The following is a 24,090-nucleotide window of genomic DNA, read 5'->3' on the forward strand; positions in this document are numbered from 1 at the left end:
CCCGATCGGCAGGGGTCCACCGTCCCTCCCCACTCCGCACAGTCCACATCTCGCGCCCCACGGCCCCGGCGAGATCGAGATCCGGGCACGCTCCGGGGATGGATCCGCGCTCCCCGCTCCGTCGACGCCTGCATGTTTGGACCACCGCCGACCTGCGCACGGCCGGCATCTCCCGGCACCGGCAGCAGCGCCTCGTCGCCGACGGGGCGCTGCGCGCGTACGGCGGCGGCTGGTTCGGCGTCGCCGAGACCCCGGACGACGTGGCCGGTGCGCTCTCCCGGGGTAATCGCCTGACCTGTCTCTCGGCCGCGCGGATCCTCGGGCTGTGGGCGCCGGACCTCGGCCCCGACGTGCACGAGACCTCCCGCCGCCCCACGAGCGAGGAGCATGCAGGGGTGGTCTCGAAGCACCGTCCAGCGCTTCGCTGCTGGCCGGACGACGAACCGGTGCTGTCGCTGGAGGTGGCCCTCTCCCACGCCCTCACCTGCCTCGATGCCGACTCCGCGGCGGTGCTCCTCGAATCGGCCCTCGAGCGCCGGCTGCTCGTCCCCTCGCAGGTCGACCTCCTGCTCGCCGGAGCACCCGCCCGTCGACGGCGTGCGATCGGTCGGGTCAGCGCGCTCGCGGGCTCCGGGTCCGAGACCCGGGTGCGTCGGTACCTCGAGCGGCGCGGGGTGCGCGTGCGGGAGCAGGTGGCCGTGTTCGAGGGAGGGCGGGTGGATCTGCTCGTCGTCGACCGTCTCGTCATCGAGTGCGACAGCGTGCGCCACCACGGAGAGCGGTCCCGGTACTACGCGGACCGGTCGAGGGATCGGGCGACCCTGCTCGAAGGCAGCCTGGTGCTGCGGCTGACCTGGGAGGACATCTGGCTCCGCTGGGAGGAGACCAGGGTAGCGCTGGACACGCTGATCAGGCGGCGCGTGCATCGGGGGCAGCGCATCGGAGGGGCCGGCCTGCAGGAAGGGGACTCTCACGGCACGCCGCGGCGCTGAGCTTCTCACCGTGCCGCTGGAGTCCCGTTCCTGCAGACGTCACCCCTGCCAGGTCCTCACCGTGCCGCTGCACGCCCGATCCTCCGACGCCCCATCTGTGATCTCGCGCACACCGCCCGGGAATCCCCCCAGGCGGCGACTTCTCGTCATCCATACAAAACAACCACTGGTCAAGATCTGGTCGACGTATTAGAGGGCGTCCACTAATAATGTCCGGCACGGCCTCGCCACGATCCCGCACAGCAGCGCGGACGGCGGGCCTCGACCAGACGAAGGAGTCCGCGTGAGCACACAGGCGCCCGCCCCGGGATTCGCCCCCGACCCGACGATCGACCCCGTCGGCAGCCCGAACCTGATCGGCCCGAAGCTGCCGATCCCGCATCTCGGGATCGCGTACGACAAACCCCGCCCCTGGTGGTTCGTGCTCGGGATCATGCTGGGCCAGCTCGGCATCTTCATCGCCCTGATGGGGCCCGCGACCGTGTCGATCCAGATCAAGGCGAGCCAGCTCGCGAGCAGCCCGGCCGAGGCCGCCTCGATCACCGCCTTCGCCGTCGCGCCCGGGGCGCTGGCCGCCGTCATCTTCAACGCCCTCGGCGGCCGCATCTCCGACCGCACCACCAGCCGCTTCGGCCGGCGCCGCCCCTGGCTGATCATCGGCTCCCTCGGCATGCTCGTCGGCCTCGTCCTGATCGCCCTGGCCCCCAGCGCGGCGCTGATGGCAGTGGGCTGGTTCCTCGCCCAGGCCGCTGGCAACCTGGCCCTCGCCGCCTACATCGCCTCGATCTCCGACCAGCTCTCGCCCGCCCAGTACGGCCGCGCCTCCGGCCTGGTCGGCATCGCCGGCAACCTCGCCGTCATGATCGCGACCTGGCTCGCCTCCGCCTTCGCCGGGAACATGCTCACCCTGTTCCTGGTGCCGGGCCTGATCGGCATGGTCCTCGTGCTCGCCTTCGCCTTCATGCTCCCCGAGCCCGTGCTGCGCGAGAACCGCCTGCCCTTCAACCTGCGCGAGCTCGCCCTCACCTTCTGGCGCAACCCCGTGAAGTTCCCCGACTTCGGCCTCGCCTGGGGCGGCCGCTTCACGATCATCCTCGCCTCCTACATGTTCACCACCTTCCGGCTGCTGTACATGGAGAACCACCTCGGGCTCGACGCCGGCTCCGCGACCCTCGCCGTCGCCACCGGCGTGACGATCTACACCGTCACCTCGATGGTCGCGAGCCTGCTGGCCGGCTGGCTCTCGGACCTGCTGGGCCGGCGCAAGATCCTCGTCGCCGCCTCGATCCTGATCTTCGGCCTGGCGACCTATCTGCTCCTGCACGCCGACACGGTCACCGCCTTCTACGTGGTCGAGGCGATCATGGGCCTCGCGTACGGGACCTACATCGCCGTCGACCTCGCGCTGGTCCTCGAGGTGCTGCCCGACCGCGAGCAGGCCGGCAAGGACATGGGCGTCTTCAACATCGCCAACGCTCTCCCGCAGTCCCTCGCCCCCGCCTTCGGCGGCTTCCTGCTGGCGAACCTCGGCGGCGGCACCGACTTCACGGCGCTGCTGGTCGCGGCCCTGATCGCCGCGGTGATCGGAGCGATCCTGACGATGTTCATCCGCGGCGTGAAGTGACCCCCTGACCTGACCGGACGTTCGGCGGCCGGGGTCCCTCGCCGCTCGTGGAACACTGTCCTTCGACCCTCTCGAAGGAGCGCCATGAGCACGACGGAGCCCCGCCCCGGCCGCCGACGACCCGGCAGGCCCCGCGGTCAGGACTCCTCCGTGGTGCGCGAGGCGGCGCTGCGCGCCGCGATCGATCTCATCGCCGAGCACGGCTACGCCGCGACCTCCATGGCGCAGGTCGCGGAGGCCGCCGGGATCTCGCCCTCCGGCCTCGCCCACCACTTCCCCTCGAAGGCCGCGCTGCTGGGCGCGGTGCTGGACCACCGCGACGCGACCGACAACGTCCCCGTCTCGGAGGACGCCGGTACCTGGGCCGTCTTCGACGGACTCGTCGAGCTCGCGCGGATCAATGCCGGCCGTCGCCAGCTCGTCGCCCTGTACACGACCGTGATCGGGGAGGCCGTCGGCCCGGACCATCCGGCCCACGACTGGATGCTCCGCCACTTCGAGGTCTCGCTCGCGCTGCTCGAGGACGCCGTGCGCGAGGGGCAGCGCACCGGCGAGATCGCCGCCGACGCCCCGGCCCGCCACATCGCCCGCACCACCATCTCCCTGATGGACGGGCTCCAGGTGCAGTGGCTCCTGGATCCCTCGGTGGACATGCCCAGCGAGCTCGGACGCTATGTCGAGGAGCTCCGACGCCGCTGGGGGACGGGCCCCGCCGAGCTCTCCTGACATCTGCCTCGGACCTCCCCGAATCGGTTGTGACCCGCACCACGCGCCGGTAGCGTGGTGGATCGCGCCTGTGCGCCACGATCCGACGACGACGACGGAGGTCCCCCGTGAACCCTGCACCCTCGCCCCATCCCGCCGCGCAGTCGGCCCGACCGGGACGACGCCGCGTGCTCGCCTCCCTCGGCGCGCTCCCCGCCGGCGCCGTCCTCGCGGGCGCCGCCTCCGCCCAGGCCGCCCCCTCCCGTGGGAAGAGGGCTGACGGCGACTTCCGCCTCGGCGTCGAGAACCTCCTCGAGCCCGCCGCCCTCGAAACCCTGCGCGACCAGCGCGTCGGCCTGATCACGAACCCCACCGGCGCGGACCGCACGCTGCGCTCCACGATCGACCTCCTGGTCGAGGCGCAGGGCACCGGCGGCTTCACCATGACCGCCCTGTTCGGGCCCGAGCACGGGGTGCGCGGGGCCGAGCCCGCCGGAGGCGCCGTCGGCGACTACATCGACGAGAAGACCGGCCTGCCGGTCCGCTCCCTGTACGGCGCGACCCAGAAGCCCACCCCGGAGATGCTCGCCGACGTCGACGTGCTCGTCTTCGACATCCAGGACATCGGCGCCCGCTTCTACACCTACATCTGGACCCTCTACTACGCCATGCAGGCCGCGGGCGAGAACGACAAGCGGTTCGTGGTGCTGGACCGGCCGAACCCGCTGGGCACCGACATCGAGGGCTTCGTGCTCGAGCCGGAGCTGTCCTCCTTCGTGGGGCTGCGCGAGATCCCCCAGACCCACGGCCTCACCGTCGGCGAGCTCGCCCGCCTGTTCAACGGCGAGTTCCTGAACGGCGAGGTCACCCTCGAGGTGGTCGAGATGAGCGGCTACGACCCCGAGACGCCGCCCGTCCAGGACCTGCCCTGGGTGCTTCCCTCCCCGAACATCCCCACCCCGGACACCGCCGTGGTCTACGCCGGCACGGGGCTGATCGAGTCGCTGAACATCTCCGAGGGCCGCGGCACGACCACGCCCTTCCTCTGGTTCGGCGCCCCCTTCATCACCGAGGCCCAGGTCGACGAGATCATCGAGACCCTCCGCGCCGCCGAGCTGCCCGGCGTGCTGTACCGGCCGATGTTCGCCACCCCCACCACCTCCAAGCACGCGGGCACCTTCTGCGGCGGCCTGCAGCTGCACGTCACCGATGCCGCCGCCTACGAGCCCGTCCGCACCGGCATCCACGTGATCGCCGCGCTGCTGCGCACGGTGGAGGAGGTCGACTGGCGCGAGGGCGACGACTGCCGCACCGAGGACGACGTGTGCTGGATCGACAAGCTCACCGGCACCAAGCGCACCCGGGCGATGCTCGAGGACGGCGAGTCGCCAGAGGCGATCGTCGCGGCCTGGCGCCGCGAGGCGAGGCGCTTCGAGGTCACCTCCAAGCGCTACCGCCTCTACTGAGCCCGCCGACGTCCCGAGAACCCCAGGAGATCCCCATGTCATCCCTCTCCCGCCGCGCCTTCACCGCGGCCCTCGCCGGTACCGGCGCCGCCGTCGCACTGCCCGTCGCCGCCCAGGCCGCGCCCTCGAAGGGGCACGCCGACCGGATCGAGGAGATCCTCGCCGGCATGAGCGTCGAGCAGAAGATCGGCCAGCTCTTCGTCGCCGTCGGCTACGGCTCCCGCGCCGACCAGGCGCATGCCTCGAACACCTCCACCACCGGCGTGGACACGATCGCGGAGATCGTTCGCACCCACCACGTGGGCGGGCTGATCTACTTCGTGTGGAGCGAGAACCTCCTGAGCATCGAGCAGGTCGCGACGCTCTCCAACGACGCGCAGGACGCGGCGCTCGAGAGCGGTGGGATCCCGCTGATCATCAGCGCCGACGAGGAGCGTGGCGTCGTCTACCGCCTCCCGGCCCCCGCGACCCCGCTGCCGGGTCAGATGGCGCTCGGCGCGACCGGCTCCCGCGCCCATGCCCGCAAGGCGGGGGAGATCGTCGGCGCCGAGATGCGCGCCGCCGGCCTCCACCAGGCCTTCTCCCCGGTGGTCGACGTGAACGTCGAGGCGCAGAACCCCGTGATCGGGGTGCGCTCCCTCGGCGCCGACCCCCGCGCGGTCTCCCGCCTCGCCGCCGCCCAGATCAAGGGCCTGCAGGGCGCGGACTGCTCCGCCGCCGCCAAGCACTTCCCCGGCCACGGCGACACCGCGACCGACTCCCACCTGGGCCTGCCGGTCATCGACCACACCCGCGAGGAGCTCGACGCCCTCGACCTGCCGCCCTTCGTCGCCGCGATCGACGAGGGCATCGACTCGATCATGACCGCGCACATCGTCGTGCCCGTGCTCGACGACTCCGGCGTCCCCGCCACGCTGTCCCGTCCGATCCTCACCGGGCTGCTGCGCGAGGAGCTCGGCTTCGAGGGCGTGATCGTCACGGACTCCCTGGCGATGGAGGGGGTGCGCACCCTGTTCGGCGACGACCGCGTCCCGGTCGAGGCGATCCTCGCCGGCGCCGACCAGATGCTCATGCCGCCGGACCTCGTCGTCGCGATCGGCGGGGTGCGCGACGCGGTCGCGAGCGGCGAGATCACCGAGGAGCGACTGGATCAGTCCGTGCGGCGCATCCTCGCCCAGAAGCTGCGCCGCGGCCTGTTCGACGACGTGCACGTGGACGCCGCCCGGGCCGAGGGCGCGATCGGCACCTCCCGCGCGCTCGCGACCGCGGAGCGGATCGCCGAGGACTCGATCACCCTGATCACCGCCCAGGACGGCGCGCTCCCGCTCGCGGACGGCGCGACGGTGCTGGTCACCGGCTCCCCCACGGCGGCGAAGCTCGAGGTGGTGGTCGACGCGCTGACCTCGCTGGGCCATGCCGCGACAGCGCTCGCCGGCGCGACGCCCGAGCAGGCCGCCGAGGCCGCGTCCGCGGTCGACGCGGTCCTCGTGCTCACCTCGTCCTCCGGCTTCACCACCCCCGCCGCGCAGGTCTCCCTGGTGCGGGCGCTCGCCGAGACCGGCACGCCCGTCGTGCACGCCTCGCTGCGCAATCCCTACGACGTGGTGCACGTGGGGGAGGTGGCCGCCTCGCTCGCGGCCTACGGCAACGCCGACGCCTCCCTGCGCGCGCTCGCCGGCGTGCTCGCGGGCGAGGTGAAGGCGCGGGGGAAGCTGCCGGTCGCGATCCCCACGGCCGACGGGACGGGGGAGGCCTTCCCGCTCGGCCACGGGCTCGGCTGAACCGGCACTCGGCCCTCCGCCTGCAGAATCGGGACTCCAGCGGCACGGTGCGGCGCTGAGCCTCAGCGCGTGCCGCTGGAGGCCCCCTTCTGCTGATCCATCGTGTCGGCGGCCTCTCCGTGCGCCCGCGCCTCGGCGGCCTTGCGGGCCAGGCGACGGCGGCGGGCCTTCACCCAGCCGGAGGTGAAGACCGCCCCCGTCACCGCCAGCACCACGGCCATCACCGCGATCACCACGGTGAAGGTCGCCTGCAGGGAGACCAGCGAGATCAGCGCCGAGGAGGTGATGATCCCGAGCGCGTTCGCGGTGCGCAGCAGGGCGAACACCTCGGCGCGGTGCTCGGGGGCGACGAGCCGGTCCAGCACCAGGGAGTAGTAGGTCGCCAGCGGTGCGAGCACCGCGCCGACCAGCAGCGCGCCGATGATTGTCGCGGCGACCGAGTGGCCGAAGCCGACGATCGCGACGCCGAGCGCGGTCACGCCCAGCCACACCAGCACGGTGCGGCGGCGCGGCTCGCGGTTGTGGATGCTCACCCACACGCCGCCCGCTACCGAGGTCACGCAGATCGCGACCGGGAACAGCGCACCCCAGGCGGCCGGCATGCCGAAGGAGACCGCGAGGGAGACGGCACCGATCTCGATCGCGGCGATCGAGGCGGCGCTCGCCCCGCCGCACACCAGCCACAGCACGATCATCGGGCTCAGGCGCAGCGCGCTGCCGCGCTGCTCGGGGCCCGGTGGGGTGGCCGAGGGGATCGACGGCAGCAGGAGCAGCGGCGCCGCACCCAGCACCACCATCGCCCAGGCGGCGAGCTGCGGGGAGATCCCGCCGAGGGCGGCGGCGATCACCGGCGAGGCCACGAAGGTGACCTCGTTCAGCGTGGCCGCGATGCCGAGGGAGCGGGGCAGGCGGCTGGCGGGCACGAGGTGGTTCAGCACCGCGCGCAGCGTGCCGTAGGCCGCGCCGTTGACGAGTCCCGCGAGCGCCGCGCCCGCGATGACCAGGGCGAAGGGGGCGCCGAGCCCGGCGAGCACCGCGATCGCGATCAGCGCGAGCGTGCGCAGGCCGATGAGCGCGCGGACGAAGGGGACCGGGGCGAAGCGTCGGCCGAGCCGGGAGAGCGGGACCGCGCCGAGGACCTGCGCGATCGTCATCGCGAGCATCATCGCGGCGCCGGCGGAGGCGCTGCCGGTCAGCGGCAGGGCGATGAGGGAGAAGGCGATGGGGGCGGCGGCCTGCGGCACCGCGAAGGTCCCGTAGGAGCCGAACCAGCGCAGCAGACGGGACTCGGGCCGGGCGATCGCGGGGGTCGCGGGCGCGGGGGCGGGCGCGGTCATGGGGAACCTCCTTCAGGGCGCAGGGGAGAGGGGGCGGCAGGGCGCACCGGCCGCTACTGCGCAACATAGTGCGCAACGCCGAGGATGCGCAATATAGTTCCCGTCACCCCGGTCGGCGATAGGCTTCCGGGCACGGAACGCCCGAGCGACCAGGAGGCCCTGATGAGCGGTGGGATGCGCCCGGCCGTGGTCGAGCGGCTCGGCGAGCGGATCCGCTCCGCCCGCCAGGAGCTGGACCTCTCCGTCGGCGCGCTCGCCGAGGCCAGCGAGGTCTCCCGCCGCATGCTCACCCAGATCGAGCTCGGCCAGGCGAACCCCTCCGTCGCGATCCTCGACCGCATCGCCGCCGGGCTCGGCACCACCTTCGCCGCGCTGATGGGCGTCGGCGCCGACGACGCTCCCGACGGCGTGGAGATCTGGTCCACCGACTCCGGCAGCTGGGCGGTGCTGCTGGGCGCCGTGGACACCGACGCGCTGTCGGTCGAGACCTGGAAGTGGAAGCTGGTGGGGGAGGACTGCTACGAGGGCGGCTCCGGCATCGCCCTGCCCGGGATCATGCACCACGTCATCGAGGGCGCCCTCGAGATCGACGACGCCGACGGGCTGCAGGTGATCGAGGCCGGCGGCTCCGCCCGGATCGCCTCCCCGGGCCCCTACCGCTACCGCGCCCGCGACGCGCAGGCGGCCGTGTTCTTCTCCGTCGCCCTGCTGCCGCGGCCCGGGCGGGGCTGAGCATCCGGATCACCGGCGGCGGCTGGGGCAGGGGAGAGCTCACGATCCGCCCGCTGGAGATCCGCGCCGAGGCATGATGGAGGGCAGACGAAAGGAGGCGCGATGGCCGGCACGATCTGGACCCTCGGCCACTGGACCAGCCCCGTGGACGCCGTGCTCGCGACACTCCGCGGCGTCGAGATCGACGAGCTGGTCGACGTGCGCAAGCTGCCCGGCTCCCGCCGCAGCCCCCAGTTCGATGCCGAGGAGATGACCCGCTGGCTCGGCGGGGCGGGAATCGGCTACCGGCGCTCTGCCGAGCTCACCGGGCGCCGCCCGAAGCAGCGCGATGTCGACCCGCAGCTCAACGCTGGCTGGCAGAACACGAGTTTCCGCAACTACGCCGACCACACCCTGAGTGCCGAGTACGAGCAGGGGATCGAGGAGCTCGAGGCTCTGGCCGCGGAGAGCCACGTGGCGGTGATGTGCGGGGAGCCGATGCCCTGGCGCTGCCACCGGCTGCTGATCTCGAATACCCTGGTCGCGCGCGGCTGGGAGGTCGTGCATCTGCGCGTCGGCAGTGCCCCCGCCGTGCATGAGCTGGGGGCCTGGGGGGCCCGACCCCTCGTCCGCGAGGACGGCACCGTGATCTATCCACCGGAAGCACAGGAGGAAACATGAGCACCGAGTTCGCCGTCGGCGACCACGTCAGCTGGGACTCCGAGGCCGGCCGTGTCACCGGCACGATCACGAAGGTGCACACCGCCGACTTCGACTACAAGGGCCATCGCCGACGCGCGAGCGAGGACGAGCCCCAGTACGAGATCGCAAGCGACAAGACCGACCACATCGCCGCGCACAAGGAGTCGGCGCTGAGAAAGGTCGAGAGCTGACCGCCACGAAGGGCGACATCGCTCGCTCCTCGGGCGAGGCCTCGATCGCCGACTCCGCCGAAGCGCTCTCCCCCGAGCTGACGAGGGGCGCGCCGAGCTCGACCGCATCAGCGCCTGATACTCGCCCGGTGACCTGACAGATATCCCTTCGCGCCCGGCCGGCGAGGGGCGTAGGGTGGCACCCGTCCACGGACGGAGAGGAGTCGGCATGCCCACCGCGCATGCAGGGAGCGAGGCGGCCCGAGCGGCCTGCTCGGTCTGAGCCCGCGCGCCCTCGAGCGCGCCGTGACGACCACCCCCGACTTCAGCACGCCCCGATGCGGGAGCGTGCCCTCTGCGAGGACCCCGAATGAACACCCTCACCGAATCCCAGCTCCGCGACGCCTTCGTCAACGCCTCCAAGGGCGAGGCGAAGCGCGCGATGATCCCCGACCTCGACCAGGTCGACTTCTCCCGCCTCGACTACCTCGGATGGCAGGACGCGAAGAAGCCGCGCCATCACTACGTCGCTCTCGAGCTCGACGGGGAGGTGGCGGTGCTGCTGCTGCGCGGCCCGGAGAACCCGCCGGCGAAGAAGATGCTGTGCGCGTGGTGCGAGGACATCGTCGACGGCGTGCACGCGGCGAGCTTCGTCGCCCCGCTCGCCGGCGCCTCCGGCCGACGCGGCAACACCGTCGGCACCGCGATCTGCGCGGATTTCCGCTGCTCCCGCAACGTGCGCCGGGAGCCGAGCTCCTTCGAGCTCCGCTCCGAGGACCCGGCCCTGCTCGCCTACCACCGCGAGCAGAAGATCGAGGGCTTGCGCGAGCGCTCCACGGCGTTCGTGCGCAGCGTGCTCAGCCGCAGCTGACCCCCACCAGGGCGTCCGCCCGGTCGCGGGTCGCCGCGACCAGGCGGGCGTTGTCCTCGTCCGGTCCGAGCGCCCAGTCCCGCGCCGCCTGCGGCGACTTCCCGAAGCGCTCGTGCCGGGCGATCAGCCGCTCGTGACGCACCCGCTCCGGCACCTCGACGAACCAGCAGGCATCCAGCATCGTCCGGGCCTGCGCGAACGTCCCATCCTCGAGCAGCAGGTAGTTCCCCTCGGTGATCACCAGCGGCACCTCGGCGCGCACCTCGATCGCCCCGGCGAGCGGCTGCTCGAGCTCCCGCTCGAACATCGGCGCCCATACCGGCGCATCCTGCGGCCGGGCGGTGCGCAGGCGCTGCAGCAGCGCCACGTAGCCGCCGGCGTCGAAGGTGTCCGGCGCGCCCTTCCGCGCGAGACGCCCCAGGCGCGCGAGGGCGACGTCGGCGAGGTGGAACCCGTCCATCGGCACCAGCACCGCCTGCGTACCGAGCTGCTCGGCGAGCCGCGCGGCGAGGGTGGACTTCCCTGCGCCGGGCGCCCCGGCGATGCCCAGCATCCGTCGGCTCCCGCTGCGCAGCGCCTCGTCCAGCAGGGTTCGCGCTGCGTCGACCGCCCGCTCGGCGCTCAGCTCAGTGGGCATCGACCGGCACCCCATCGGCTGCTCCGAGCTCCACCTCGACCACCTCGCCGCGCAGCGGCAGATGGATCAGCACGCGCGACGGCGCAATCCCCGCTGCCGCAAGAGCCTGCGCATAGGTCGCCATCTGCCCGAGGTACTTCTCCCGTACATGCTCCACCGGGTGATCGCCGGGGTAGCTCTTGTGGTCCACCAGCACCACCTGTCCGTCCGGCAGGCGCAGCAGGGTGTCGATCCAGCCCTCCATCACCTGGTCGTCCTCGTTCCACCAGGTGATCGGCTGCTCGGTGAGCTCCTCCGCGCCGGGCAGCTCTGCGGCGAGGAATCCCGCCCAGGCCTCGCCCGCCTCGATCAGCACCGACGGCTCGACGGCCCGGGCGACCGCCCACCGCTCGACGAGCCGTGCCGCGGCAGCATCTCTCTGCGTCGCGTCGAGGTGCGCGAGCGGCATCGCGAGATAGGCATGGATCGCTTCGCCCACGCGCTCCCACTGCGGACCGCCGCCGGCGACGATCCGCCGCCCGATCCGACGCGGCTCCGAGACCGTCCCGGCGACCCCCTCGGAGCCCACGCCGGAGGCCTGGAAGCGGGCGGCGACATGCGCCTCCCGCGGTCGCGGGCCGACGAGATCGCTCGCCGCCAGCGGGCTGCGCCGTGCATCGAAGCGCTCCGCGCCCTCGGCGAGCACCCCGGCGGGGGCCCGCACCACGGCGGGCAGCACTCCGCCGCCCCGCACCGCGATCCCCTCCCCGCCGACGCTCCAGGACAGCAGCGGCGAGGCGTCCTCGTGCGCCGCGGGCACCAGCGCGTCCAGCACCGGCGCCGAGCCGTCGCCGCTCAGCACGGTGACGTCCGCGGCGCGGGTGAGGGCGACGTACTGCAGGCGCCCGGACTCCTCTCGCTCCCGGTCCGTGCGCCGCAGCGCGTGCTCCGAGGCGGAGAGCCCCTCCTGCAGCGCGGCCTGCGAGGTCAGCAGCGCGGGCCAGTAGCGCGGGACCCGTCCCGCGAGCGGCGCGGAGACATCCAGCTCAGCGGCCGGCACCACGAAGCCGCCCGAGGTCTGCGACCGTTCGCTCGGGTCGTGGTCGAGCATGACCACGACGTGCGGCCACTCCAGGCCCTTCGCGCCGTGGATCGTGCCCACCCACACCGTGTCCGGGGTGCCGGTGAGGTCGGGGCCGCGGTCCACCGCGTCCACCGCGATCCGCAGCCCCGTCAGCGTGACCGGGGCGGAGTTCGCGCGGGCCCGGTCCGCGTACTGCCCGGCCACGGCGCGCAGCGCGTCGAGGGTGCGCAGGCGCTGATCGGGGGCGGGCCAGGCGCGGATCCGCTCGGGCAGGTCGAGCGCGTCGACGAGCGCGGTGATCATCTCGACGGGGGAGAGGGAGATGCACTGCGTGCGCAGGTCCCGCAGCCCGTCGAGCACCGGGTCCCGCCACCACCGATCGAACAGCGCCCGTCGCGCCTCCCGGTCCGCCTGCGCAGCGAGGTCCGCGAACCAGGTCCCGTGCGCGGCATGGTCCGGGAGCAGGTCCACCAGCTCGGTGAGGGCGAGGGTGTCGCTGAGGTCGAGGGTGACCGCGAGCGCGGCCCGGACGAGGCGTCCCTCGCGGGTGGCGAGGATCGGGCGGCCCTCCCCGGAGGCGGGGATGCCCCGCTCGGTGAGCGCGGCGATGACGTCCTGGGCCCGACGGTTCGAGCGGACCAGCACGGCGACATCGGCGGGGGAGGTGCCCGGCTCGCGCAGCAGCTCCAGCACCCCCTCGGCGATCGCGGTCGCGTGCTGCGGGTAGGTGAGCTTCTTCGGCACCTCCGGCGCCCAGGCCTCGAGCCGCCCGGGACGATGCCCCGTCTCGCGCCGACGCGCCACCGCCTCCGGGGCCGCGGTGGTCACCACCCGCTCGCGCGGCAGCTCGCGGAACACCTGCGGGAACACCGCGGTGACGAGGTCGAGGACCGGCTCCTGCGAGCGCCAGGAGTGCTTGAGGTCCAGCACCTCCGCGTCCCCGAGCCCGGCGGTGCCGGCCTCGATCCGCTCGATGATCCCGAGCATGAGGGAGGGGTCCGCGTCGCGGAAGCCGTAGATCGCCTGCTTCGGGTCGCCCACCCAGATCTTGTCGTCGATCAGCTGGGACAGCTCGAGGAACAGGGCGAGCTGCACGGGGGAGGTGTCCTGGAACTCGTCGACGGCCAGGAGGTGGAAGCGGTCGCGGATCACCTCGCGGGCCCGTCCGCTGCTGCGCACCAGCTCGAGGGTGCGCACCTCCTGGTCGATGAAGTCGATCAGCCCCAGCTCGTCCTTGAAGCGCTGGTACGCCTCGAGGGACTCGGCTGCGGTGTCCATGACCAGCGCGATCAGGGCGCGCACGTCCTCCTGCAGGGCCGGGTTCGCCAGCAGCTCCTCGGCGATACTCGACGCGACCCCGACCAGGGCGAGATCGACGTCCTTGCTGTACACGTACCCCTTCGCCTCGGGGTCCCCGGCCTTGCCGCCCGCGACCCGGGCGATCCTCGCCCACACGCTCCACGGCGCCCGCTCGAGCCGAGCCACGTCCCGCAGCAGGCCGTCGAGGGTCTTCAGGTGCTTGCGCACGGTCCCCGCGCCCTTCTCCGTGAAGGGCCCGTCCCCGGTCTCGGAGCTGCGCACCTGAGCCCACAGCCCCTGCACCGCGGTCGTGAGCTCGGACCGCCACGCCTCGCGCCGATCCGCCTCCGCGGCCGCCGGCAGCGCCGCCGCCCGGTACTCCTCGAACGACGCCTCCGCTCCGCGGCGCAGCGCCTCCGCATCGAGCAAATTCGTCCGGGCCCGACCGGCGAGGTCCCGCACATGGCCCCGCCACGAGGGGGAGACGCCCCAGGGGATCTCGGGCTCCTCCTCGCCGTCGTGCTCGGTGCGGGCCAGGAGGTCCGCGGCCCGCGCGCCGGCCTCCGCGGCGGTCTCGTCGATCGCGGCGCGGAAGGCGGCCTTCTGCCGGTCCTCGTCGAGCACCTGCACATCGGGCGAGATGCCGGCGTCGAGCGCGAACTCCCGCAGCAGCTCCCCGGAGACGGAGTTGACGGTGCTGATCAGGGCGCTGTCCACGGCGCGGGCGGCGTCGACCTGCCCGGTCTCGAGCAGGGTGCGGCGCACCCGGTCGCGCAGCTCGGCGGCGGCCTTGGTGGTGAAGGTCGTCGCGATCAGCTGCGAGGGATCGAGCCCCTGCGCGATCCGGTCGGCGATCTGGTGGGTGAGGGTGTGGGTCTTCCCGGAGCCGGCCGAGGCGTTGATCAAGGTGAAGGTCGAGGTCATCGGATCGCTCCCGTCGTCCCGCACAGCTGTGCGTGCTCGCTGGTCCCGCAGTGCTCCTCGACGAGGAGCCCGCCGGCCTCCCGCTCGGCCGCGCGCGCCTTCGCGAGCGCGCTCGATCTGGCCGACCAGCTCGCCGAGGCGTCCAGGCCCGTCCGCTCCTGCAGCTCCCGGCAGCCGCAGCGGATCCGCCCCGCGGCGACCTCGTCGAGCCGTGCGGTGACGGCGGCGAGCATGCGCCGCCAGGCCTCGCCGGTGTCCATCGGGGCGCGGTCGTGGGGATCCAGCGCCGGATCGGCGGAGACGAACTCGCCGCTGCGCAGCAGGAAGTAGCCGACGTCGGCGGGCTGCTCGCCGGGGTGCTCCTGCGCGAGGGCCCAGGCGTAGGAGGCGAGCTGGATCGCCTCGGAGGTGTCGAAGAGGTCGCCGTAGCGGCTGCGGCTGCGGGACCACTTCAGGTCCAGCACGGTGCGCCGCCCGTCGGCCGCGATCGCGTCGACGTCGCGGCTGCCGACGAAGGGCACGGTCCGCTCACCATCGGCCAGCATCAGCGTCAGCGGGAGCTCGAAGCGGGTCTCGGTCCCGGTGATGCGCAGGCCCGCCTCCGCCGCCCCGGAGAACAGCGCCCCGACCGAGCGCACGGCCCGGTCGCGCACGTCCTCCCGCGCGGCCGCGCGTCCGGGCAGGTCGAGCTCGGAGGCGAGCTGGGGCACCAGGCGGTCCAGCACCTCGCCGATCTCCCCGGCCGACGGGGCGGTGAGCGGGGTGCCGCCGAGGCCCGGGTCGTAGCGCTTATCGACCAGCGTCTCGACCACGGCGTGGACGAGCGTGCCGATCATCCGCGCACCCTTCGGCAGCACCGCGACGTCCGCGGGCCGCACGTCCAGCGCATACTCGAGCGCCCAGTGGTGCGGGCAGGCGAGCAGCGAGGAGATCTGCGTGAAGGACAGCTTCCGCGGCAGCAGGTGCGGGGCCGGCGCGATCCGGTGCTCCGTCGGCGGCTCGGCGGGCTCCTCCTCCTGCGCCGGTGCCACGACCTCCAGCGACCTCCCCGCGAGAGTCCAGCGCCCGTCCTCGATCAGCTCCTCGGGGCGCTGCCGGTCATCCGCGCCGAGATGCGCGAGCAGGCCGCTCGGCCCCGGCACCTCCTCGAGCCGCCTCCCGGGCAGCACGACGACGATCTGCTCGGCCCGCCGCAGCCCCCGCAGCGCGGCATCGACCTGCAGGGCCGCATGCTGGGCAGGGGAGAGCACGCGCCCTCCGCCCGCTGCGAGCGCGTCGGCCTCGGCCGGGTCCCAGCGCTGCGTGCGCGGGGCGTCGTCGGAGCTCGGCCCCCACCACAGCACGGCGCCGCCGCGCACCTGGGCGGGAGAGGTCGTGACCTGCCGATCGGACACCTCCCGCACCGCGCGCGGCGACGGTCCGGAGCCGCCGCAGCTGTCGATGACCTGCTGCAGCGTGCGCCGGGAGAGCGGTGCCTCGGGGGCGAGCATGCCGAGCACCCGCTGCAGCACCTGGACCTGGGTGAGGCTGGCCAGGAGGTCCCCGTCCCCGCGCCCGACGGCGCGCAGCCGCTCCGCGAGCCAGTCGAGCCGCTGCGCGATCTCGCGCGGACGCAGCGCGTCCGCGGGCAGGGGGTCGGAGACGAGCCGATCGATGACCCGCGCGGCCTCGAGAGCTCGCTCGTTGTCGCCCTCCGCGATCCGGGCGAGCGCCGAGCGCCAGGCCGGTCCGCCGACGCCGGGCTCGGCGCCGAGGGCGCGCAGCAGCTCGCGGCGGGCGAGGGCGGGCACGAGCCCGACGGGCTCCGCCTCCGCCTCGGCGCCGGGCAGCACCCGCAGGTCCAGCAGCGCCGCGAGCTGGTGCACGTCCACGGGCGCGGTCGCCACGTCGAGGAACAGGCCGAGCACCTGGTGGTGGGCCCGGTCGCGGGAGGGGCCGACGGCGCCGAGCGCGGGCATGCCCCGCCGGTGCAGCGCACGGTCCAGCACGTCCGTGTCCGCCGAGGCGAGCACCGCGGCGGCCGGGTCCGCGGCGAGGAACCGGGCGGCGGCATCCGCCGCGGTCCACTCGTCGAGCGCCTCGAGCACCGTCAGGTCCGGCGAGCCCCCGGCGGTGCGCGCGGGCTGCTCGAGCCGCACCCCCGCCGTCTCCAGCAGCGCCAGCAGTTGCGGCCACATCCCCGGCAGCGCCTCCGGCTCCTCCGCGAGGACGATCTCCTCGATCCCGAGCGGCCAGGCCCCGCCCGCCTCCTCGAGCAGTTCGATGACCTCGGCCAGATCGTCGGCGCCCGACGGAGCCAGATCCCCGGTCACCCCCACCTCCGCGACCCGCTCCAGCTCCCGCACCGTCGCGAGCCGCTCCGGCAGCGGACCCTCGCTCCGGGCGGGCCGCCATCCCGTCTCGATCGCCGCATCCCGCCAGCGCAGCAGCTGGGCGGCGGTGCTCCACGGATCCACCGCGAAGGACCGCGCGGGCCAGGGCTGGGGGTGCTCCTCGAGCAGCCGCAGGTACTGCGCCACCCGCACCGCCGGCTCGACCGCGGGCCGGGTCAGCCCCAGCCGTCCCTGCAGCAGCTGCACCAGGCCGCGCGGGCCGAGCCGCGCGATGCCCGCGGCCCCGCCGCCGTCGGCCCAGGCCGCACCGTCCAGGGACCAGCCGAACTCGATACGCATGACCTCACAGTAGGCGAGAGGCCTGACGTTCCCGCCGCATCTCCCACACCGCCCCGAATCGGGCCGCGAGCGGGATCGGCAGCAGCAGCCCGAGCGCCCCCAGTGCCCCCGTCGCCTCGGGCCCGAGCAGCAGGACCGACAGCGCCAGCACCGGCAGCACCGTCCCGGTCGCGATCGCCACGAGCGCGAACACCGCCGCGGACCGACCGGGCCGACGCACCCGTCGGACCATCCCCGGGAGCATGACCAGGTCGCACACGGCCGCCCCGGCCCACACCACGGCCGCGATCACCCCGATCGTCCGGACTCCGAGGAGCAGCGGGACGTCAGCGCCGTCGTCCGTCGGCCCCGACATGATCGACGGGATCAGGAGCGTCAGCATCACGATCAGCAGCAGCATCCCCACCGCGGCGAGGCCCGCGAGCACGCCCCACAGCACCAGGCCCGCGAGGACCAGGCGGCGGTGCGGCGTCGGTTCCATGGCCGGAGCATAGGCCGCTCACCGGTTGAACGGATCGTCGGGCCGGATCCCCCAGGAGAAGCCGCGCTCGTGGAGCACCTCGCCGGAGGGGTCGGGCGCGAGCACCAGGTCCTGCCCCTCGCCGGTGACGTGCAGTGTCCCATCGTCCTGCTCCTCGACGCTCAGGGTGAGCGTCTCGCCCTCGTCCTCGAGGTACTCCTGCACGGGCTGTCCCTCCTCGCGCAGGTCCTTCAGCGTCAGCTCGATCGTGCCGTCCTCGCCGCGGGTCCAGGAGCCGGCGCGCAGCGTCCCGTCGGCCGTGCGCAGCTGCGCCTGGGCGGCGCCGCCGTAGGAGATCGAGCCGAGCGCGAGTCGGCTCCAGCGCGTGTCCTCGGAGAGCTGCGCGGCAGGCTGCGCGGTGTCCTCGCTGACGGCCCACACCCCGGCCGGCGCCGACTCGTCCACGCTCCGCGGCGGGTACATCGTCGACACGCCCCACAGCACCAGGCCCGCGATCACCGCCGCGGCGACCGGCCCTGCCACCGCCCCGATCCGCTCCGCCGGTCGCCACGGCACCAGGCGCGGCCGCGGCGCCTCGCCGATCTCCCCACGCCCCAGCACCGCGCGCCACAGGCGCGGCATCCACGGGATCAGCACCAGCAGCGACATCGCGATGTACACGGCCGACGGGGTCTTGACCATCACGTCGTAGCCGATGTTCAGCACCAGCACGAAGCTCATCGAGGCCGCGCCGATCAGCGCGCCGAGCACGACCGTGCGCCGCCACAGCAGCGCGAGAGCGGCCCCGAACTCGGCGAGGCCGGAGAGGAACTGGAAGACGGGGGAGAAGGCGACCATCCGCCACAGCAGCCCCATCGGGCTCATCTCCCCGTGGGCGATCAGGGCGTCTCCCGCATCGGAGAACCCGAACTGGCCGAACACGAGCTTCGCGGCGCCGTAGTACATCAGCACCAGCGCGAGGGCGAGCCGCACCCCGCCGTGCGCCCACCATGCGAGCGTCACCCCGGCGGTGCGGGCCAGGCGCTTCTCGGTGGAGTAGTCGGCGGGGGCGGGCGCGTGGTCATCGGTTCTGGCCATGCCCCCAGCCCATCATCGCGGGCGGCCGCGCTGATCACCCGGCGGTCTCGACTCCGCTACGACCTTGGGCGGATGTCGCCGTCGCTCCTGCGATCAGCTGTGCGAGCCGCACCGGCGGCAGGGCGATGGCGAGCGTGAGCAGCGCCAGCACGCCGTCAGCGCTCGTGAGCAGCACCAGCAGCGGGAGCACGGATCCGGTCGCGATCGCGACGAGGGAGAGGATCGCCGCGGGGCGGGCGGGGTCGCCGGAGCGCAGGCGGCGCAGCGAGAGCACGACGACCAGCGCATCGACCAGGAGCAGGAGGATCCCGGCGGCCACGGCGAGGCGGCCGAGCCATGCGGTCCTGGCCTCGGCCCGCCGCATGGTCTCGACCCCGTCGGGGGTGGGCGTGAAGATCTCGCCGATGCTGATCGCCGCGGCGAACGCCGTCATCGCCGCGACGGCGAGCGCCAGGCCGAGGACGACCAGGGCGAGCAGCGCGTCGAGCACGGCGAGCTGCGCCGACCGGCGCGGACCGCTCACGGCAGGGCGATCCACGCCGGGAGAGGGGCGTCAGCCCTGGTTCGCGCTGCCGGGGTGCGCCCACGGCGGCACGTCGCCGCCGGGGTAGCCGTCCGGCACCTGCTGCTGGGCCTGCCGCTGCGCCTCGCGCGCCTTCTGCTCGGCCTCCTGGCGGGCCCGCTGGGCGCGGGCCTCCTCGCGCTGGCGCTGCTGCTCGGCGGAGGCGCGCTGGCGCTGGACGGAATCCGCGGCGTCGGCATTCTGGCTCGCCTCGGCCGCGGCCTGCGACTGCAGCATCGCCGAGCGGATCTCCTCGCCCATGGAGCCGACGGAGCCGGGGTTGCTGGGCAGGTAGAGCACGTTGGAGCGGCCGTTGCGGGCCACGTCCTGCATGGTGTCGAAGTACTGCGTCATCAGCAGCAGCTGCTCGGCGGAGTTCTCGATGCCGACCTTGCGCAGCATCTCGTACTGCTCCGCGATGCCCAGCGCGATCGCCTTGCGCTGCGCGGCGACGCCCTCACCCTGGAGGCGCTTGGACTCGGCCTCGGCCTCCGCCTGGGTGACGCGCTTGATCTTGTCCGCCTCGGCGAGGGACTGGGCGGCGACCCGGTCGCGCTGGGCGGCGTTGATGGAGTTCATCGAGTCGCGCACCCGCGAGTCCGGGGAGATGTCCTGGACCAGGGTGTTGATGATGTTGAAGCCGAACTCCTGCATCCGGGTCGAGAGGGTGTTCTCGACGCTGCGGGCGATGTCGTCCTTCGACTCGAAGGCCGCGTCCAGCTCGAGGCCGGACAGCGCGGAGCGGACGGTGTCGAAGACGTAGGAGCGGATCTGCGCCTCGGGGTTGGACAGCTTGTAGTAAGCGTCCACGACCTGCTCCTCGCGGATGCGGTACTGCACCGCGACGGGCACCGTCACGAAGACGTTGTCCTTGGTCTTGGACTCGATGTTGACCTCGAGCTGCTGGACGCGCAGCGAGACCGGCTTGGTGGTGCTGTCGATGAACGGCGTCTTGAAGTTCAGGCCGGCGTGCGCGACGCGGCGGAACTTGCCGAAGCGCTCGACGATGATCGCCTCCTGCGTGTGCACCGTGAACATCAGAGAGGTGCGCAGGCCGCCGAACAGCAGCGCGGCGAGGATCGCGAGCACGACGAGAATCACGACGAGCACGACGATGGTGATGACGAGGCCTTCCACGGGGACCCCTTTCGAGTGGGAGGAACGTGTGAGACACGCTACCAACTCACCGGAGGGCCAGCTCCGCCTCGATCCTGCGGGCGATGCGGACGGGCGGCACCGGCGGGGCGAAGCGGCGCACCACGTGCCCGTCGGCGGAGACGAGGAACTTGGTGAAGTTCCAGGCGATCCTCCCGCCCATCACCCCTGGTCTCTGCGCGCACAGCCAGCGCCACATCGGCGGGGCGTCGGGCCCGTTCACGTCGGTCTTCGCGAACAGCGGGAAGGTCACCGAGAACTGGGAGGTGCAGGTCTCCCGGGTGTCCTCGTCGCTGCCGGGGTCCTGGTGGAACTGGTCCGAGGGGAACCCCAGCACGCTGAAGCCGTGCGGGGAGAAGCGCTCGTGCAGCTCCTGCAGGCCCCGCAGCTGCGGGGTGAAGGCGCACTGGGTGGCGGTGTTGACCACCAGCACGGGGCCGCCGCGGAACTCGCCGAGGTCCACCTGCTCCCCGTCGATGCTCGTCGCCGAGAAGTCGTGGAAGGTGCGGTCGTCCATGATCTCCTTCCCGTGGCCGTCCTTACGCCATCGTAGGTCAGGAGAGGAACTCGTCCACCTCCGCCCGCGAGGGGGCGCTCTGCGGCCCGCGCCGCGTCACCGCGATCGCCGCGGCGGCGTTGGCGCGGGTCGCCGCGGACTCCCAATCCGCGCCGAGCGCGCGCTCCGCGAGCAGCACCCCGGTGTGGGTGTCGCCGGCGCCGTTGGTGTCCACCGGCGGCTGCGGGAAGGCGGGGATCTCGGTGCCGCGCCCGTGATGGAAGACGTGGCAGCCCCGCTCCCCGTCGCGCACCACGACGACGGCGCCCGGCCGCAGTCGGCGCCGGATCGCCTGCGGCGTGTCCTCGAGGTGGTCGAGGTCGGTCAGCGCCCGCGCCTCGTCCGCGTTGGAGGTCCACACCGTGGTGAGGGTGAGCATCCGGTCCTGCAGCGCGCGCGGGAAGGAGGCGAAGGGGTCGCCCGGGTCCAGCACCACGTCGACGCCCTCCTCGAGCCCCTCGAGGAACTCCAGCAGCGGTTCCCGGGTCGGTTCGAACAGGCTGTATCCGGAGACGCACACGAGGTCCCCGGGCCGGGGCGCCAGCCGCGCGAACGACTCGGCGGTCACCTCCCGCTCCGCCCCGTACACGGTGAGGAAGGTCCGCTCGGCCGACGGCTCCAGCAGCACCACGCAGTACCCGGTGTCGGCGTCCTCGCGCGGGACGTCCGAGACCGCGACCCCGTCGGCCCCCAGCACCTCGCGGATCAGGTCCCCGTTCGGGCCGGTGCCGTGCGCGCCCCCGTGGACGGCCTCCGCCCCGGTGCGCGCCGCCGCGAGCAGCGTGGTCACGGCCCCGCCGGCGTAGCGGCGCTCGGTGCGGGCGTTGGTGTTCCCGCCCCGCGCGGGCAGCGCGTCGACCTCCAGGATCACGTCGACGAGGGCCTGGGCGGTGTGGAGCACACGGGACATGGCCCGAGTGTAGGTGGGAGCATGGCCCGATGGCCCCCGCTTCCGCCCGCCGCCGCACCCCCGTCATCATCGTGATCGCCGCGCTGGCGGTCATCGCCCTCGTGCTCGGCGGCATCGCCTTCTGGCGCTCCGCCGCCGACGACGGCACGGACGCCGCCGAGCAGCTCGCCGGCACCCTCGCCGAGGGCGGCTCCGACCTCGATGCCGAGGTGCTCGGCGCCCTCCGCGACGCGGGAGCGACCCCCGAGGTCACCCTCGCCGATGCCGGCGAGGCCCAGGACGGCAGCCGCACCGCCACCTACGACTGGACCTGGACCCTCCCGGACGACGCCGGGACCTGGGAGTACACCACCACCGCCACCCTGACGAAGGGCGAGGACGGTTGGGCCCCGCAGCTCACCCCCGCGGCCCTCGGCCCCGAGCTCGAGGACGGCGAGACGCTCGCCGTGCGCTCCGTCGACCCCGAGCTCGGCACCATCACCGACCGCGACGGCACCCAGCTGTACGGCCCCCGCGACGTGAAGGTCCTCGGCCTGGACACGTCCCAGCTCTCCGCCGATCAGCTCGACTCCTCCGCCCGCGACCTCGCCGCCGCGCTCGGCACCGACGCGGACCGCTACGCCGAGAGCGTCGCCGGCGCCGGCGAGGAGGCCTTCGTCCCCGCGCTCACGATCCGCGTCAGCGACGAGGGGGAGTACGACCTCGCGAAGGCCGGGCAGGTCCCCGGCTTCCACGCCCTCGAGGAGCAGCGTCCCCTCGCCCTCGAGCGGGACTACGCCCCCGGCGTGCTCGGCTCCCTGCGCGAGGCGACCGCGGAGGACGTCGAGAACTCCGGCGGCGACATCCAGGCCGGCGACCAGGTCGCGACCGGCGGCGTCCTCGCGGCGGAGCAGGACGCGATCCTCGGCACCTCCGGCCTCGAGATCGTCGCCACCGGCGGCGAGCAGGAGCGCCCGCTCCACCAGGTGGAGCCCGTCGCCGGCACCACGGTGCGCACCACCCTGGACGACGACCTGCAGCGCCGCGCCACCGCCGCGATCGCCGACGAGGACTCCCCGTCGGCCGTCATCGCGCTCAGCGCCTCCACCGGCGACGTGCTCGCCGCGGCGCTCGGCCCGACCGGCCAGTCCTATCCCGTCGGCTTCGTGGGCCAGTACGCGCCCGGCTCGACCTTCAAGACCGTCACCGCGCTGTCGCTGCTGCGCGCCGGCGTCACCCCGGACACCGAGCTGCAGTGCCCCGAGACCGCCTCGGTCGCCGGACGCTCCTTCAAGAACGCCGACTCCATGGACCCCTCCCTGTTCGGCACCATGCCGCTGCGCTCGGTGATCGCGCACTCGTGCAACACCGCACTGCTGCTGCAGCACGAGACCGTCACCCAGGCCGAGCTCGCCGACGCCGCGACCACCCTCGGCATCGGCCAGGAGGCCCCGGCCGGGCTCGACGCCTTCATGGGCTCGATCGACCCGACCGACGAGGGCGTCGAGCACGCCGCGGCGATGATGGGCCAGGGCCGCGTGCTCACCTCCCCGCTCGCCATGGCGACCGTGCTCGCCTCGGTCCAGAACGGCTCCACGGTCACCCCGCGCATCCTCGCCGACCAGGAGCCGACCGCCCCCGAGATCCCGACCCCGCTCACCGAGGACGAGGCCGCGCAGATGCAGGAGATGCTGCGCGGCGTGGTCACCGACGGCAGCCTCGACGACTTCGCGGACCTGCCCGGCGAGCCCGTGATCGGCAAGACCGGCACCGCCGAGTACACGAACGAGGAGGGCGAGCTCGCCCTGCACTCCTGGGTGATCGTCGCCCAGGGCGACCTGGTCGTCGCCGCCTTCGTCGAGGACGGCAGCTACGGCTCCGTCACCGCCGGCCCGATCGCCCGCGAGGTGCTCGCGGGTCAGTAGGCGGTGCGCCCCTCGCGGGCAAGCCACGCGTCGAACGGGGCGACCGCGTCCGCGTGCCGGTGCTGCTCGACGGGGAGCACGGCGTGGCGGCCCGGCTGGGCGAAGTAGTCGTAGAAGGCGGAGTCGTCGAAGCCGGCCCGAGCGGCGTCCCCGCGGCCTGCGGCGAACACCACGAGGTCCAGCCGCGCCCAGAGCGCCGCGGCCAGGCACATCGGGCACGGCTCGCAGCTCGCGTACAGCACTGCGCCGCGCAGCTCCGGTGATCCGCTGCGTGCACAGGCCTCCCGGATCGCGGCGACCTCGGCGTGGGCGGTGGGATCGTTCGTGGCGGTCACCCGGTTCACGCCCTCGACCAGCTCCCCGCCGGGCAGGCGCACCACGGCGCCGAACGGTCCGCCGCCGTCGGCGACGTTGGCGGTGGCCAGGGCGATCGTGCGCTGCAGGGTCTCGGTGGGATCGGGATGGTCCATCGCGGGCCTCCTCGGGGCCGG

General features: G+C 73.6%; 21 protein-coding genes. 10 read left to right on the forward strand and 11 right to left on the reverse strand.

The window, feature by feature from the left end; genetic code table 11:
- The first annotated feature begins 98 nt into the window (after nt 1-98).
- The 5 genes from A4A78_RS08815 (at nt 99) to A4A78_RS08835 (ending at nt 6,568) form a co-directional block, all read left to right on the forward strand.
- Complete coding sequence (locus A4A78_RS08815; protein ID WP_062948415.1) at nt 99-992, forward strand: endonuclease domain-containing protein; 894 nt, start codon at nt 99-101, stop codon at nt 990-992.
- A gap of 283 nt (nt 993-1,275) precedes the next feature.
- Entirely contained in the window at nt 1,276-2,616 is a 1,341-nt protein-coding gene (locus A4A78_RS08820) for an MFS transporter (RefSeq protein ID WP_062948417.1), read from the forward strand.
- 84 nt (nt 2,617-2,700) lie between these two features.
- Complete coding sequence (locus tag A4A78_RS08825) at nt 2,701-3,342, forward strand: TetR/AcrR family transcriptional regulator (RefSeq protein WP_062948419.1); 642 nt, start codon at nt 2,701-2,703, stop codon at nt 3,340-3,342.
- A 107-nt stretch (nt 3,343-3,449) separates the two neighbouring features.
- Nucleotides 3,450-4,787, forward strand: coding sequence for an exo-beta-N-acetylmuramidase NamZ domain-containing protein (locus tag A4A78_RS08830; protein ID WP_062948421.1), 1,338 nt, complete (start codon nt 3,450-3,452; stop codon nt 4,785-4,787).
- 35 nt (nt 4,788-4,822) lie between these two features.
- Nucleotides 4,823-6,568, forward strand: a complete 1,746-nt coding sequence (locus A4A78_RS08835) for a glycoside hydrolase family 3 protein (protein WP_062948423.1) — start codon at nt 4,823-4,825, stop codon at nt 6,566-6,568.
- A 62-nt stretch (nt 6,569-6,630) separates the two neighbouring features.
- On the opposite strand, the gene A4A78_RS08840 is transcribed toward A4A78_RS08835, so the two are convergent.
- Nucleotides 6,631-7,905 (reverse strand): MFS transporter, encoded by a 1,275-nt coding sequence (locus A4A78_RS08840; protein ID WP_062948425.1) that lies wholly within the window; start codon nt 7,903-7,905, stop codon nt 6,631-6,633.
- Nucleotides 7,906-8,067: 162 nt separating this feature from the next.
- Here A4A78_RS08840 and A4A78_RS08845 point away from each other — a divergent pair, with 162 nt between their 5' ends.
- The 4 genes from A4A78_RS08845 (at nt 8,068) to A4A78_RS08860 (ending at nt 10,359) form a co-directional block, all read left to right on the forward strand.
- The gene (locus A4A78_RS08845) at nt 8,068-8,637 is read left to right on the forward strand and encodes an XRE family transcriptional regulator (RefSeq protein WP_062948427.1); all 570 of its coding nucleotides are present in this window, start codon (nt 8,068-8,070) and stop codon (nt 8,635-8,637) included.
- Between the two features lie 102 nt (nt 8,638-8,739).
- Complete coding sequence (locus A4A78_RS08850) at nt 8,740-9,297, forward strand: DUF488 family protein (RefSeq protein WP_062948429.1); 558 nt, start codon at nt 8,740-8,742, stop codon at nt 9,295-9,297.
- Nucleotides 9,294-9,509 carry a DUF2945 domain-containing protein gene (locus A4A78_RS08855; protein WP_062948431.1) on the forward strand — a complete coding sequence of 72 codons (216 nt, stop codon included), beginning with the start codon at nt 9,294-9,296 and terminating at the stop codon, nt 9,507-9,509. Before A4A78_RS08850 ends, A4A78_RS08855 begins: the two co-directional genes overlap by 4 nt.
- A gap of 349 nt (nt 9,510-9,858) precedes the next feature.
- Nucleotides 9,859-10,359: an FBP domain-containing protein gene (locus A4A78_RS08860; protein ID WP_062948433.1), complete on the forward strand. Its 501-nt coding sequence runs from the start codon at nt 9,859-9,861 to the stop codon at nt 10,357-10,359.
- On the opposite strand, the gene A4A78_RS08865 is transcribed toward A4A78_RS08860, so the two are convergent.
- Genes A4A78_RS08865 through A4A78_RS08905 form a run of 9 tightly spaced genes read right to left on the reverse strand, consistent with a single transcriptional unit; the run spans nt 10,346 to nt 21,695 of the window.
- Nucleotides 10,346-10,996 carry a nucleoside/nucleotide kinase family protein gene (locus A4A78_RS08865; protein ID WP_062948435.1) on the reverse strand — a complete coding sequence of 217 codons (651 nt, stop codon included), beginning with the start codon at nt 10,994-10,996 and terminating at the stop codon, nt 10,346-10,348. The two genes, A4A78_RS08860 and A4A78_RS08865, sit on opposite strands and share 14 nt — an antisense overlap.
- Complete coding sequence (locus A4A78_RS08870) at nt 10,986-14,282, reverse strand: exodeoxyribonuclease V subunit beta (RefSeq protein ID WP_062949782.1); 3,297 nt, start codon at nt 14,280-14,282, stop codon at nt 10,986-10,988. The genes A4A78_RS08865 and A4A78_RS08870 overlap by 11 nt, the downstream gene beginning before the upstream one ends.
- Nucleotides 14,279-16,954, reverse strand: coding sequence for a PD-(D/E)XK nuclease family protein (locus tag A4A78_RS08875; RefSeq protein ID WP_062948437.1), 2,676 nt, complete (start codon nt 16,952-16,954; stop codon nt 14,279-14,281). The genes A4A78_RS08870 and A4A78_RS08875 overlap by 4 nt, the downstream gene beginning before the upstream one ends.
- A 4-nt stretch (nt 16,955-16,958) precedes the next feature.
- Nucleotides 16,959-17,435: a hypothetical protein gene (locus A4A78_RS08880; protein WP_062948439.1), complete on the reverse strand. Its 477-nt coding sequence runs from the start codon at nt 17,433-17,435 to the stop codon at nt 16,959-16,961.
- A gap of 18 nt (nt 17,436-17,453) precedes the next feature.
- The gene (locus tag A4A78_RS08885) at nt 17,454-18,512 is read right to left on the reverse strand and encodes a hypothetical protein (protein WP_062948441.1); all 1,059 of its coding nucleotides are present in this window, start codon (nt 18,510-18,512) and stop codon (nt 17,454-17,456) included.
- 34 nt (nt 18,513-18,546) lie between these two features.
- Nucleotides 18,547-19,035: a hypothetical protein gene (locus tag A4A78_RS08890; RefSeq protein ID WP_062948443.1), complete on the reverse strand. Its 489-nt coding sequence runs from the start codon at nt 19,033-19,035 to the stop codon at nt 18,547-18,549.
- A 30-nt stretch (nt 19,036-19,065) separates the two neighbouring features.
- Nucleotides 19,066-20,211 (reverse strand): SPFH domain-containing protein, encoded by a 1,146-nt coding sequence (locus tag A4A78_RS08895; protein ID WP_062948445.1) that lies wholly within the window; start codon nt 20,209-20,211, stop codon nt 19,066-19,068.
- 46 nt (nt 20,212-20,257) lie between these two features.
- On the reverse strand, nt 20,258-20,746 hold the full coding sequence (locus A4A78_RS08900; protein WP_062948447.1) for a glutathione peroxidase: 489 nt from the start codon (nt 20,744-20,746) through the stop codon (nt 20,258-20,260).
- 37 nt (nt 20,747-20,783) lie between these two features.
- Complete coding sequence (locus tag A4A78_RS08905; protein ID WP_062948449.1) at nt 20,784-21,695, reverse strand: PfkB family carbohydrate kinase; 912 nt, start codon at nt 21,693-21,695, stop codon at nt 20,784-20,786.
- A 29-nt stretch (nt 21,696-21,724) separates the two neighbouring features.
- Between A4A78_RS08905 and A4A78_RS08910 the strand changes: the two genes are divergently transcribed.
- Nucleotides 21,725-23,599 carry a penicillin-binding transpeptidase domain-containing protein gene (locus A4A78_RS08910; RefSeq protein WP_062948451.1) on the forward strand — a complete coding sequence of 625 codons (1,875 nt, stop codon included), beginning with the start codon at nt 21,725-21,727 and terminating at the stop codon, nt 23,597-23,599.
- Here A4A78_RS08910 and A4A78_RS08915 read toward each other — a convergent pair.
- Nucleotides 23,593-24,069: a nucleoside deaminase gene (locus A4A78_RS08915; protein ID WP_062948453.1), complete on the reverse strand. Its 477-nt coding sequence runs from the start codon at nt 24,067-24,069 to the stop codon at nt 23,593-23,595. The genes A4A78_RS08910 and A4A78_RS08915 overlap by 7 nt on opposite strands.
- Nucleotides 24,070-24,090: the final 21 nt, after the last annotated feature.

The organism is Brachybacterium sp. sponge (assembly GCF_001613775.1).
GTDB lineage: Bacteria > Actinomycetota > Actinomycetes > Actinomycetales > Dermabacteraceae > Brachybacterium > Brachybacterium conglomeratum.

Excerpts from the sequence above, each read along its gene's own strand:
- A4A78_RS08865 (WP_062948435.1), bottom strand. The coding sequence starts at position 10,996 with ATGCCCACTGAGCTGAGCGCCGAGCGGGCGGTCGACGCAGCGCGAACC.
- A4A78_RS08885 (WP_062948441.1), bottom strand. The coding sequence starts at position 18,512 with ATGGCCAGAACCGATGACCACGCGCCCGCCCCCGCCGACTACTCCACC.
- A4A78_RS08900 (WP_062948447.1), bottom strand. The coding sequence starts at position 20,746 with ATGGACGACCGCACCTTCCACGACTTCTCGGCGACGAGCATCGACGGG.
- A4A78_RS08845 (WP_062948427.1), top strand. The coding sequence starts at position 8,068 with ATGAGCGGTGGGATGCGCCCGGCCGTGGTCGAGCGGCTCGGCGAGCGG.
- A4A78_RS08860 (WP_062948433.1), top strand. The coding sequence starts at position 9,859 with ATGAACACCCTCACCGAATCCCAGCTCCGCGACGCCTTCGTCAACGCC.
- A4A78_RS08850 (WP_062948429.1), top strand. The coding sequence starts at position 8,740 with ATGGCCGGCACGATCTGGACCCTCGGCCACTGGACCAGCCCCGTGGAC.
- A4A78_RS08905 (WP_062948449.1), bottom strand. The coding sequence starts at position 21,695 with ATGTCCCGTGTGCTCCACACCGCCCAGGCCCTCGTCGACGTGATCCTG.
- A4A78_RS08840 (WP_062948425.1), bottom strand. The coding sequence starts at position 7,905 with ATGACCGCGCCCGCCCCCGCGCCCGCGACCCCCGCGATCGCCCGGCCC.
- A4A78_RS08910 (WP_062948451.1), top strand. The coding sequence starts at position 21,725 with ATGGCCCCCGCTTCCGCCCGCCGCCGCACCCCCGTCATCATCGTGATC.
- A4A78_RS08915 (WP_062948453.1), bottom strand. The coding sequence starts at position 24,069 with ATGGACCATCCCGATCCCACCGAGACCCTGCAGCGCACGATCGCCCTG.
- A4A78_RS08870 (WP_062949782.1), bottom strand. The coding sequence starts at position 14,282 with ATGACCTCGACCTTCACCTTGATCAACGCCTCGGCCGGCTCCGGGAAG.
- A4A78_RS08875 (WP_062948437.1), bottom strand. The coding sequence starts at position 16,954 with ATGCGTATCGAGTTCGGCTGGTCCCTGGACGGTGCGGCCTGGGCCGAC.
- A4A78_RS08855 (WP_062948431.1), top strand. The coding sequence starts at position 9,294 with ATGAGCACCGAGTTCGCCGTCGGCGACCACGTCAGCTGGGACTCCGAG.
- A4A78_RS08815 (WP_062948415.1), top strand. The coding sequence starts at position 99 with ATGGATCCGCGCTCCCCGCTCCGTCGACGCCTGCATGTTTGGACCACC.
- A4A78_RS08835 (WP_062948423.1), top strand. The coding sequence starts at position 4,823 with ATGTCATCCCTCTCCCGCCGCGCCTTCACCGCGGCCCTCGCCGGTACC.
- A4A78_RS08880 (WP_062948439.1), bottom strand. The coding sequence starts at position 17,435 with ATGGAACCGACGCCGCACCGCCGCCTGGTCCTCGCGGGCCTGGTGCTG.
- A4A78_RS08825 (WP_062948419.1), top strand. The coding sequence starts at position 2,701 with ATGAGCACGACGGAGCCCCGCCCCGGCCGCCGACGACCCGGCAGGCCC.